The sequence below is a fragment of the Propionibacterium acidifaciens genome, assembly GCF_003798325.1.
GTDB lineage: Bacteria > Actinomycetota > Actinomycetes > Propionibacteriales > Propionibacteriaceae > Propionibacterium > Propionibacterium acidifaciens.
Window position 1 is genome coordinate 1214316 of record NZ_CP033719.1, and the last position, 11456, is coordinate 1225771.

An 11456-nucleotide genomic window follows, 5' to 3' on the forward strand; every position below is an offset into this window, starting at 1 on the left:
GACGATCCCGAGAACGACTTGTTCCTTAAATTCCGCACTGTATTTCGGTGCCGACATGATCTAATTCTATGGCCGTCATGAAACGAAACCGTATTTTTCGTGGATTTCCTGTGCTGTTTCGGATATGATTGGGACATGCAGGTTGAGGTCACCGGGGAAGAAACCGCCGTCCTGATCAGGTGGAAGAAGCGCGCGGACAATTATGTGTTGGTGCGGATGAAAGCAGAAGCGATCCTGTACGCTTCTCGAGGCGTTGATGTGAGCATCATCGCTGAAATGGTTGAGCGCAGCGTGAAAACCATCCGGGAGTGGCTGGCCGGTTGGCGGGACAGCAGGATGTGCTCGGTGCTGACCGGGCATGCGGGGAACCAGAACGCGGCGAAACTCACCCGTGCCCAGAAGGAAGAACTCAAGGCCGTCTTGGCCCAGCCGCCCTCACAGTCCGGGATTGATGCCGAGTTCTGGGACGTCCCAGCGATACGTGACGTCGTGAAGATCCTGTTCGATGTCGAGTACGAGTCAGATTCTTCGTACCAGCTGCTCCTGCGGTTCTGCGGGCTGAGTTTCAAGCTGCCGGACCCGTTCGACAAGCACCGCGACGAGCAGGCCGTCACCAAGCGCATGGTCGAGGTGAAAGCCCAGGTCAAGGACCTGTTGGACGCCGGTTGGGAGGTGTACGCGGCAGACGAGGTGCGCCTGGAGCATGAGGCCGAGACCCGCCGCATGCAGCCCCCGAAAGGACAGCGCACCAAACTGTCCGTGGACCGGAAGAAGACGTCCCAGTCGTTCTTCGGTGCTCTCTCGTTGACCAGCAAGAAGGTCAAGTTGTATCCGATCGAGGGGAACCAGAACACCGAGCAGACAATCCTCGCGCTGGACCGACTTCAACGCGAAACCGACACCGAGAAGATCGCGGTCGTCCTCGACAACGCCCGGTTCCACCACGCCAAGATGCTGACCGGTCTCTACGAGCCCGGCCGGCTGCTGGAACGCATCACCCCGATTCATCTGCCACCGTATGCGCCCGACCACAACCCGGTCGAGCACGTCTGGAACACGGCCAAGAACAACATCGCGAACATCCAGCGCGAGACCCCCGAAGAAACCTTCGGCGCGTTCGCCTCATACATCACCGGCCGAACATTCGACTACGACTTCGAACACCTCCCACCCCGCGAAACCAGAAACGATCTTGTTTCATGACCGCCATACCTCACGATCATTTCACCACTGTCCGAAAAACACCAAGCACTCCAAAGATGGTTGAGCGCACTGAGAGGACAGTGCAGGAATGGCTGGCCGAGTGGCAGGCCACCAGGATGTGCCCGGTGCTCACCGGGCACGCCGGGAACCAGAACGCGGCGGAACCCGCCCGCGCACAGAAGGAAGAACTCAAGGCCATCCTGGCCCAGCCGCCCTCCCAGGCGGGTGTCCACGCCGAGTTCTGGGACGTCCCAGCGATACGTGACGTCGTGAAGACCCTGTCCGACGCCGAACACCAGACGGACTCCTCGTACCAGCTGCTCCCGCGCTTCTGCGGGCCGAGCCTCGAACTGCCCGACCCGTTCGACGGGCACCGTGACGAGCAGGCCATCACCCGGCGCATGGCCGAGGTGAAGGCCCAGGTCAAGGACCTGTTGGATCAGGGCTGGGAGGTCTACACGGCGGACGAGGTCCGCTTGGAGCACGAGGCCGAGACCCGCCGCATGTGGCTACCCAAGGGTCAGCGCACCAAGTTCCACGTGGACCGGCAGAAGGTGTCCCAGTCGTTCTTCGGTGCCCTGTCCCTCACAAATAAGAAGGTGAAGCTGTATCCGATCGAGGGGAACCAGAACACCGAGCAGACGATCCTCGCGCTGGACCGGCTCCAACGAGAAACCGAGACCGGCAAGATCGCGGTCGTCCTGGACAACGCCCGATTCCACCACGCGAAAGCATTGACCGGCCTCCACGAGCCGGGTCAGCTGTTGGAGCGCATCACGCCGATTCATCTGCCGCCGTACGCGCCCGACCACAACCCGGTGGAGCACGTCTGGAACGCGGCCAGGAGCAACATCGCGAACATTCAGCGCGAGACCCCCGAAGAGACCTTCGGCGCGTTCGCCTCATACGTCACCGGACGCTCCTTCGACTACGACTTCGAGCACCTCCCACTCCGCGAAACCAGAAACGATTTTGTTTCATGACAGCCACAGAAACGATTTTGTTTCATGACAGCCACAGAAACGATTTTGTTTCATGACAGCCATATGAGCTTCGGTCTGATCTAAAAGGTGATTTCCGTGGTTGACACAAGCGAGAATATCGTCGCCCCCCTGAGTTGCACGCCTCAGCGTTGGTTTGAGCTGTTCGGGGTGCGTCGGGGCTTGTCGGCGTGATTTGCGTGGGCGGTCGGGAGGCACTAATGGTCTCGATGGGATGGTGGCTCATGCGCCCGTTCGCGCGGAAGGTGAGGACCGCTTCGGGGCGCCTGCCGTGCAGATCGTGGAGAAGAAGCACGGGCGGCGTCGTGTCGTGGAGCATCCGGGCCCGACTCGTACGGAGGCCGGCCCTGCCGCGTTGATGCCGGTGGGACGGGAGGAACCGGCTGTCAGGGATCAGCCTGACCTCGGTTCCGATGACCCCTTGGACGACCGGTCTCGATCACGCGGCGGCGCGGCCGTGCAGGGGCAGGCCTCCCGGTTGTTGGTCGAGACGATTCGCGGGGCCTGGGACCGGCTCGGGTCCTGAGCGGTCGAGGACGAGGCGTTAGTCGAGGGCCCTGGCACCGCCTGGCCGACGGTCCGCCCGGCCCGGCCGGGGCTCGCATCCCTGGTCGCACGCTGAACCGCACCGGCGGTGTCCCGCTCAGTGCGACCGGGGGCGATCGGCCCGGATGTCCTCGACCAGCGCGTCGATGACGGCCCCGTGGTCGTCGGTGGGCTCCCCGCCGAGCACGGCGGCCCAGGCGGGCACGATCTGCTCGGCCGAGTACTTGTGGCCGAAGCCCTCCGGCACCCGGTAGCACACGGGCATGTCGCAGGCGATCTGCCAGAAGGTGACGAACGGCACCCAGCGCATGCGCGACATCGTGCTGCCGGGGGCGCGCAGGCCGTCGAACCACTCGGGGCGGCGCCACAGCAGCCGCGTGCCCCACCACACGACCGGGTCGGTGTCGTTCTGCAGGTAGACGATGCGCGGGAACGACCAGGGGCCGAGCCGGCGGCCGAACTCGGTGCGGGTGAGGTGCTCGGGCCGACCGGCGAAGCGCACGTGGCGGCCGCCGTCGACGACCGGCACGACCACGGTCGAGCCGGGGTCGCGGGCGGCGCTGAGCCCGGACTTGAGCGGGGTGAAGTCGGGCGCGCCCATCCAGACGGCGCCGTCGGCGCGGGCCAGCAGGTCGTCGACGTCGGCGAAGACGCCGTTGGAGCCGAAGGCGCCGAGGGACTCGCCGGAGAGGTAGACCCTGGGACGCCGGTCGGCGGGCAGCGCGGCGAGGCGCCGCGAGATGGCGTCGAAGAGGATGCGCGAGGCGACGACGGGGATCTGCTTGTCGGTGAACAGGGTGATGGCGCTGGGCAGGCCCGAGTACTGCATGCCGATGGTGCAGCAGTCCCCGCCGGTGAGGTACTCGAAGGCCGAGGCGCTCCACTCGTTGGCGCTGCCGCGTCCGGTCGTCGTGACGATGCACAGGCTGCCCCGGCTCCACGCTCCGGTGCGGTCCATCTCGGCCAGGACGGCCTCGGTGACGCCGCGCAGGCTGCGCGAGCCCATCGCCGCGTAGGCGCGCAGCGGGTCGAGGGCGGGACGACCGGTCACCTGCTCGATGCGCGCGGCGTCGGGCCCGCCGGTGACGAAGATCTTGCCCTGCAGCCCGAGCGTGGACCACGCCTCGCGGGAGGCGGGGCTGCCCGAGCGGGTCGGCGAGGCGGGCTGGGCCATGCCCTCGGGCGTCGTGAGGTCGATGCGCTCCGAGGCGGTGCGGCCAACCTCGATGACGCCGCGCAGGATCACCTGGTCGAAGACGACGACGATGGTGGCCAGCACGACGAGCGTGGCGACGAGCCGCTCGGCCACCCGCCAGGCGATGCGCCCGTGCAGGTGCGCGCCGACCCAGTCGATGGCCGCGGCGGTGGCCCGCCACTGGGCCTCGAGCAGCAGGAAGATGCCGGCCCCGGCGGCCGCCGAGGCGAGCTGCCAGCCCGCCGTCGGCTCGTCCGCCCGGCAGGCGCGGGCGGTGCGGCGCTGGGAGCGCAGCGCGGCCAGCGGGACGCCGACCGCAGCGGCCGCGCCGACGGACAGCGCCGCCGCGGCGAGGGCGCGCCGGCCGGCCCGGGGCCGCACCGCCGGGTCGGGGCGCACGCCCAGGACGTCGCCGAGCAGACCGGCGGCCCGGCCCGCGATCATGCCGACCTGGTAGCCGAAGACCGAGGAGACGGCCGCGACGACCCCCTGGAGGAGCCAGGTGCGCGGCAGCAGGGACGGGGCGTAGGCGGCGACGTATCCGGCCAGCGCGCCGACCGCCCCGCCCGCCGACGGGGGCCCGGCGGACGGCCGGGCCGGGTGCGGCCGGTGGACGCCGAGACGGTTCAGGTGGGGACGGTTCAGCCGCATGGGGAACAGTCTAGAGAGCGGCCCCGCCCGCGCAGCGCGCGAGCGGCCGGCGCGGGACGACCGGGCGGGCGCGCCGGGCCCGCCGAGGGATCGGCGGTGCGGCTCAGTGGAAGTAGGGGATGATCAGCCACAGCCCGAACAGCAGGATGGCCGCGCAGCAGCCGACGAGAGCGGCCGCGCCGGCCCGCATGGCCCCGGCGGGACGGCCGGCCTGGGCCCTGGCGTGCGAGAGGTCCATGAGCAGCGCCGCGCACGAGACGACGCAGACGACGAAGACCGTTCCGATGAGCGTGACGATGCTGACGACGCCGAGGGCGCCCCAGTCGATGCTCACGAGGCGACTCCGCTGCCGGCCAGGTGCTGGCCGGGCCGGGGGTCATCATCGCCGCCGGGGGCCCGCCCGGCCGCGCTCTTGAGCACCCTCTCGGCCTCGTGGGCGACGGAGCCCTCGACGACGACGGGGAGGTCCTCGACGACGCGCCCGCCAGGCTGCCGGGCCGGGGAGGGGACGGCCCGGGGGTCGTCGTTCACGTTGCCGTGATGGACCTTGGTGCGGTTGGCCCGCGTGAGGATCGCCCCCGCCGCGATGACGAGGGCCACGGCGACGACGCCGATGCCGACGATGCCGCGCCCGGCGAGCCAGCCGGCGACGGCGCCGACGACCGCGGCGCAGGGCAGGGTGGCGAGCCAGGCGCTGGCCATCTGGCCGGCGACCGACCAGTTGACCTTGGCGCCGCGTCCGACGCCAGAGCCGAGGATCGAGCCGGTGCACACGTGAGTGGTCGACAGGCCGAAGCCGAGGTGGCTGGAGGCGAGGACGGCGACGGTCGAGGCGGTCTCGGCGCAGAAGCCCTGCGGGGCCTCGACGGCGACGAGGCCGCTGCCCATGGTGCGCATGATGCGCCAGCCGCCGGAGTAGGTGCCCAGGCCGATGGCGAGACCGGCCATGCCGATGACCCACCAGTGCGGGTGGGTGCCGGGGGCCTGCATGCCGGCGGCGATGAGGACGAGCGTGATGATGCCCATCGTCTTCTGGCCGTCCGAGGTGCCGTGGGCCAGGGCGAGCATCGACGACGAGATGCGCTGACCCATGCGGTAGTAGCGGCCCGCATGGGTGACCGAGTGGTCGGTGATGCGGTAGGCGCAGAAGGTGGCGACGCCCGCGGCGACGCCGGCCACGGCCGGCGCGACGAGCGCCGGGAGGATGATCTTGGAGACGATGACGCCCCAGTGGACGCCGCTGTGCCCGGCGGTGACGAGGACGGCGCCGATGAGGCCGCCGAACATGGCGTGCGAGGAGCTCGACGGCAGGCCGAGCAGCCAGGTGACGAGGTTCCAGATGATGGCCCCGGCGAGGCCGGCGAAGACCATCGTCGGAGTCACGAGCGCGTCGTTGACGATGCCGGAGCTGATCGTCCGGGCGACCTCGGTGGACAGGCAGGCGCCGACGATGTTGAGGACGGCGGCCACGGTGACGGCGATCCTGGGCCGGAAGGCCCCGGTCGCGACGGCGGTGGCCATCGAGTTGGAGGAGTCGTGGAAGCCGTTGGTGAAGTCGAAGACCAAGGCGGTCACGACAACGATCACGACGATTGCGAGAGTCATCGGAGCTCACGCCCGTCGCTGCAGTCGTTCGCAACTGCTCTCATACGCACCTCACGCGATCGTAACGGCCCGCCCCGGGGTCGGACCGGTCGCCCTGGGATCTCCCGCCCCACAGGTGGAGCACCTGCGGGGCTCGGGCGGCGCTCGCCGTCGGATTTGATTCTTGCGCATCACCGGGCCCGCACCCAGGACGAGGTGGGCCTGTTCACCAAGTGTTCACCTTGGGTGCTCGTCGCACCGGACGTCCGCCGCATGCCCGTCGGGCCGGTCCGGCGTCCACGGGCGGCGCCCGCACCGGAACGGATGGTTCACAGGAAACGAAAAGGAAAGACATAGACGAGCCGGCGGCCGAACTGCCACAGTAGGGTCATGCCAGGTCCACAGTCCCCGGAGGTCATCTCCCGTCCCGACGGCACGCCGATCCGCGTGCTCGCCGTCGACGACGAACCGAGCCTCACCGAACTCCTGTCCATGGCGATGCGCTACGAGGGCTGGAACCCCAGCACCGCGGCGAGCGGCTCCGAGGCGGTCCGCGTCGCCCGCGAGGTGCACCCCGACGCCGTCGTGCTCGACCTGATGCTGCCCGACTTCGACGGGCTCGAGGTGATGCGCCGCATCCGGGCCGAGCAGCCCGAGATCCCCGTGATCTTCCTCACCGCCAAGGATGCCGTCTCGGACCGCATCAACGGGCTGACCGCCGGCGGCGACGACTACGTCACCAAGCCCTTCAGCGTCGAGGAGGTCATGGCGCGGCTGCGCGCCCTGCTGCGCCGCAGCGGCGCGGCCTCCAAGCGCTCCGAGTCGGAGCTGATCGTCGGCGACCTCGTCCTGGACGAGGACTCGCACGAGGTCACCCGCGGCGGCGACGAGATCCACCTGACGGCCACGGAGTTCGAGCTCCTGCGCTATCTCATGAGGAACCCCAGGCGGGTGCTGTCGAAGGCGCAGATCCTCGACCGCGTCTGGAACTACGACTTCGGCGGCCAGGCGAACGTCGTGGAGCTGTACATCAGCTATCTGCGCAAGAAGATCGACGCGGGCCGCGCACCGATGATCCACACCATGAGGGGCGCCGGGTATGTTCTCAAGCCGGCTGTCGGCTGAGCCCCGGCGCTCCGCGCCCTCGGCGCCCGACGACCCGGCGGCCCCCGTCGATCCCCCGAGCGGCGGGGCCGGCGGGCACACGGCCGACGAGGAGGAGCAGCCCTGGCGCCCGATGGGCCGGGGCACGCTGAACTACAAGCTCGTTGTCCGGCTCAGCGCGATCGTCGCCGCCGTGGCGATCATCCTGAGCATGTTCAGCGCCCTCATGGTCCATCACATCCTCGTGCAGCAGGTGGACGCCCAGCTCACCGAGGCGCTCGGCCTGCCGAGCACGAACACCGGGGGCCAGCCGTCCGGGGCCTCCCAGCCCTCGAGCGGGCCCACGCCCGACGAGCAGAGCCGGGGCGACTCGGCGACCGACTCGATCTTCGGCACGAGCGACGTGCCGCTGGGCGGCCTGCCGGTCGGCGCCGTCGTCGTCCTCGTCGACACCGAGGACAACGTCCAGGGCATCGTCGAGGACGTCGACCGGCGCAACACGGTCAACACCTCCGACGCGGTGAACACGAAGATCACCGAGGTCCCCACGGACGGCAGGTCCCATGACGTCAAGCTGCCCGAGCTGGGCGGCTACCGGGCCATGTCCCGCTCGGTCATGGTCGCCATCGTGAAGGAGGACGGCAGCACCTCGAGCGTACGGGGCACGCTCTACGTCGGCATCCCGATGACCCAGTGGACGCATGCGATGCAGCGGCTGGTGCTGGCCGAGGGCATCGTCGTGGCGCTCGCCATCGTGGTCTCCGGCGTCATCGCGACGGCCGTCGTCCGGCAGACCCTGGCGCCGCTCAACCGCCTCATGAAGACGGCCAACAAGGTCTCCGAGATGGATCTCGAGACGGGGCTGGTCACCCTGCCCGACCGGCTCGACGACCGCGACCTCGACCCGCGCAACGAGGTCGGCCGGGTGGGCCGCTCGTTCAACCGGATGCTCGACAACGTGGAGGACGCGCTGAAGGCGCGCGAACAGTCCGAGTCGAAGGTCAAACAGTTCGTCGCGGACGCCAGCCACGAGCTGCGCAATCCGCTGGCCGCCATCCGCGGCTACTCCGAACTCAGCCTCAAACGGCCCGACCAGCTCAACGAGAGCACCGCGTTCGCCATGACCCGCATCGCGAGCGAGTCGCAGCGGATGGGCTCGCTCGTCGAGGACATGCTCCTGCTGGCCCACCTCGACGCCGGCCGGGAGAACGAGCTCACCGACGTGGACGTCAACGAGGTCGTGCTCAACGCGGTCTCCGACGCCCAGGTCTCCAGCCGGGACCACACGTGGCGCCTCAACCTGCCCGACGCCCCGCTCATGGTGCGCGCCGACGAGTTCCAGCTGCACCAGGTCTTCACCAACCTGCTGTCGAACGCCCGCAAGCACACCCCGGCCGGCACGATCGTCACGACAACGGTCCGCCTCGACGGGCGCGACGCGGTGATCACCGTCGAGGACAACGGCCCCGGCGTGCCGCCCGACCTCATCGATCACGTCTTCGAGCGCTTCGCGCGGGCGGACATGGCCCGTACCCACTCCGAGGAGGGCTCCACCGGCCTGGGCCTGGCGATCGTCGCCTCGATCATGAACGCCCACCACGGCACCGCCACCGTCGACTCGCACCCCGGCTACTCCTGCTTCACGCTGCGCATACCGCGCATCCTCGGACCGGGCGAGGCCGCCGCCGAGGCCCCGCGTCCGGCGGCCCGCCGCGAGGAGCCGCGGACCGGCCCGGCCGCCAAGCCCTCCCGGTCCCGGGGCTGGCAGAGCCCCTTCCGCGGTCGGCGCTGAGGACCGTTCGCGCAGCGCGGCGCAGGCGCTCCGGCCGGGAGGACGGGCAGAACCCGCCTCCGCGAGCGGCGCCGGCCCCTCCGCCGGCCGCACCGAGTCGGGCCGCCTCGTCGTCATCCGCGGGGAGTGCGCCCCGTCGACGACCCGCCGGGGCGAGCCGCGGGACAGCCCGTGCCGCCGCTCCCCGGGCGGCCCCGGCCCGCCGCGCGGAGCCCGTCCTGGACGGGGTCTACCCTGGAGGCGGGACCGTCCACGACGGACGGCCCCGCAACGGGCGGAGCATCTCGGGGGCGAGCACATGTCGCAGTTGATCCCATTCACCGAGTCGGGCGAGGACGACCGGGAGCGCCCCGGCACCGCGCTCAGCACCATCCTCCACGACCGTGGCGGCCTCGCCGGTCTCGCCGACGAGGTCCTGCGCTCGCGTGCGCTGCACGTCGCGCTGGCCGTGACGCCGGCCGTCGTCGCGATCGTGCAGACGATCGTCACGCGCGGGCGGCGGCACTGAGGAAGTCCCGCACCCGCCCGACGTCCGGGTAGGGGCCCCGGGCCCCGGCCCGCAGGCGGCGAGGGCCGAGACCGCCCCGGCGAGCCGCGCGCCGTCCGCCAGGGGGATGCCGCCGGCGAGGCAGGCGCTCGGTGCTCACGCGCAGGTCGGCGTTGAGCGAGCCGACGACGCAGACCGCGGCGTCGGACCGGAGCCGGTCGAGCACGCGCAGGCAGGCACGGGCCTCCCGCGGCCCGGCGCCCTCCCCCGCCCCCGGCACGGCTCAGCCCAGCGGCACCGAGAGGTTGATCTGCTCGCCGTCGCCCAGGTCGAGCGTCGTGCCGACCGGGACGAGGATGGACTGGCCGTTCTCGAGGCGCAACGGGTTCGCGTTGGGCATGTAGATGATCGTGCCGTTCGTCGAGTTCATGTCGGTCACGAGGATCTGCCCGTCCTTCGGCTCCAGGTGGACGTGGGACCGCGAGATGTCGTGGTGCGGGCTCGGCACGCGCATCGTCCCGGCGGTCATGCCGCCGGGCGGCTGCGGGGAGCGGCCGACGAGCAGCGGGCCGTCCAGCGGCTGGGAGAGGCCGCTGAGCGTGACGACCTGCGCGACGGCCCGGGGCCGGGAGGGGGCCCAGTCGGCGCGCGAGGGCTCGGAGTCGTCGTGGGGGCCGACCGCGTCCTGGCCGAGGGTGCGCTCGGCCCCGCCGGCCGGGGGCCCGGCGAGGGGCGGCTGCTCGGGGGCCTGCTCCTGCGGGGCCTGCGGCGCCTCCCCGGGGCCGCCGAGCACCTCGGTCTTCTCGTACATGAAGGAGTCGTCGCGAGGGCGCTGCGCCATCCAGTTCATCGGCGCGGCATCGGTGGGCTCGTCGAAGCCCTGCTGCTCGTAGGAGGACTCGGGCCGGCCGTAGGGTCCGGAGGCGTCCCCGGCGACGGCGTCGAAGCGCTCGGTGGCGGCCGCTGCGGGGGCCGCCACCTCGGCGGGCGGAGCCGGCTCGGGCGCCGGGGACGGCACGGCGCCCCAGTCGCGGTGGTGGTCGGCGCCGAGCGCCGAGCCGGTGAACGCCGCGGCGCCCTCGTCCGGGACGCCCGGCCCGACCGGGTGCCACTGCTCGCCGGAGGATCCGGCCCCGGTCTCGGCGGGCCGGGACTCGGCGACGGCGACCGGGGGCAGGCCGTCCAGGTCGACGAGCAGCCCGGAGCACTGGGCGGCGCCGACGACGAGCGGCAGCTCGGGGCCGTCGGAGTCCTGGCCGACGTCGACGTGGACGCGACCGGTGGCGATCTGGGACTCGCGCCATGTGATGACGCCGGCGCCGTCGACGAGGGAGGCGCCCGTGTCGGCGTCGAGCACGCGCACACCGCCGCGGACGAGGGTCCGCATGACGCCGTCCTCGAGGAACAGGACGGCGAGATCGGCGATGCGGTCCAGGCCGCGCGCGGCGAGCCGTCCGACGAGGGCCGACACCGAGGCGGCCCCGACGATGTCCTCCCACAGCCCGTTGATGAACTCGTCGGCCTGGCCGGGCCGGGCGTCCAGCATCACCAGCGAGCTGGGGCCGGACAGCACGAGCCACGATCCGGGCCGGTAGCTGACGCGCCAGCCGCCCAGCGCGGCGGGTGAGGGGTTCGGTGCCATCACGGCGTCGTCGACCTGCTCAGTCATGCGTCGTCCTTTCGTGGGTTCCGCCTCTTCGGCGGCTTGCCTTCATTGTGGTCCGACACCCCCGGGGCCGGTCAACAACCCGCGGGCCCGCGGCGACAACGGTCGATGCGCCGAATCCCCGGCGCCGACCGCGCACGCGCCGCTCGGGGCGGACACGGTCGGGGCCGGGGGCGCGCGCCCCCGGCCCCGACCGTGTCGGTCTCCGCGCCCCGCGGCGACCGTTC

9 protein-coding genes are annotated in these 11456 nt (G+C 71.0%); 5 read left to right on the top strand and 4 right to left on the bottom strand.

Annotated features, from left to right (window positions below):
• Nucleotides 1–135: 135 nt before the first annotated feature.
• Nucleotides 136–1203: an IS630 family transposase gene (locus EGX94_RS05165; RefSeq protein WP_081707412.1), complete on the top strand. Its 1068-nt coding sequence runs from the start codon at nt 136–138 to the stop codon at nt 1201–1203.
• 56 nt (nt 1204–1259) lie between these two features.
• Nucleotides 1260–2186, top strand: a complete 927-nt coding sequence (locus EGX94_RS05170; protein WP_192962698.1) for an IS630 family transposase — start codon at nt 1260–1262, stop codon at nt 2184–2186.
• A 661-nt stretch (nt 2187–2847) separates the two neighbouring features.
• Here EGX94_RS05170 and EGX94_RS05175 read toward each other — a convergent pair.
• The 3 genes from EGX94_RS05175 to EGX94_RS05185 form a co-directional block, all read right to left on the bottom strand.
• Entirely contained in the window at nt 2848–4596 is a 1749-nt protein-coding gene (locus EGX94_RS05175; protein ID WP_123825979.1) for an alpha/beta-hydrolase family protein, read from the bottom strand.
• Between the two features lie 103 nt (nt 4597–4699).
• The gene (locus tag EGX94_RS05180; RefSeq protein WP_021797455.1) at nt 4700–4930 is read right to left on the bottom strand and encodes a hypothetical protein; all 231 of its coding nucleotides are present in this window, start codon (nt 4928–4930) and stop codon (nt 4700–4702) included.
• Nucleotides 4927–6201, bottom strand: a complete 1275-nt coding sequence (locus tag EGX94_RS05185) for an inorganic phosphate transporter (protein WP_021797452.1) — start codon at nt 6199–6201, stop codon at nt 4927–4929. The genes EGX94_RS05180 and EGX94_RS05185 overlap by 4 nt, the downstream gene beginning before the upstream one ends.
• 369 nt (nt 6202–6570) lie before the next feature.
• Between EGX94_RS05185 and EGX94_RS05190 the strand changes: the two genes are divergently transcribed.
• The 3 genes from EGX94_RS05190 (at nt 6571) to EGX94_RS05200 (ending at nt 9584) form a co-directional block, all read left to right on the top strand.
• A complete protein-coding gene (locus tag EGX94_RS05190; protein ID WP_021797453.1) occupies nt 6571–7305 on the top strand; it encodes a response regulator transcription factor in 735 nt (244 codons plus the stop codon).
• Nucleotides 7280–9076 carry a sensor histidine kinase gene (locus tag EGX94_RS05195; RefSeq protein ID WP_123825981.1) on the top strand — a complete coding sequence of 599 codons (1797 nt, stop codon included), beginning with the start codon at nt 7280–7282 and terminating at the stop codon, nt 9074–9076. The genes EGX94_RS05190 and EGX94_RS05195 overlap by 26 nt, the downstream gene beginning before the upstream one ends.
• 298 nt (nt 9077–9374) lie before the next feature.
• Entirely contained in the window at nt 9375–9584 is a 210-nt protein-coding gene (locus EGX94_RS05200; protein ID WP_123825983.1) for a hypothetical protein, read from the top strand.
• Between the two features lie 262 nt (nt 9585–9846).
• Here the strand turns inward: EGX94_RS05200 and EGX94_RS05205 are convergent, their stop codons facing one another.
• Nucleotides 9847–11232 (bottom strand): FHA domain-containing protein, encoded by a 1386-nt coding sequence (locus EGX94_RS05205; protein WP_123825985.1) that lies wholly within the window; start codon nt 11230–11232, stop codon nt 9847–9849.
• Between the last annotated feature and the right edge of the window lie 224 nt (nt 11233–11456).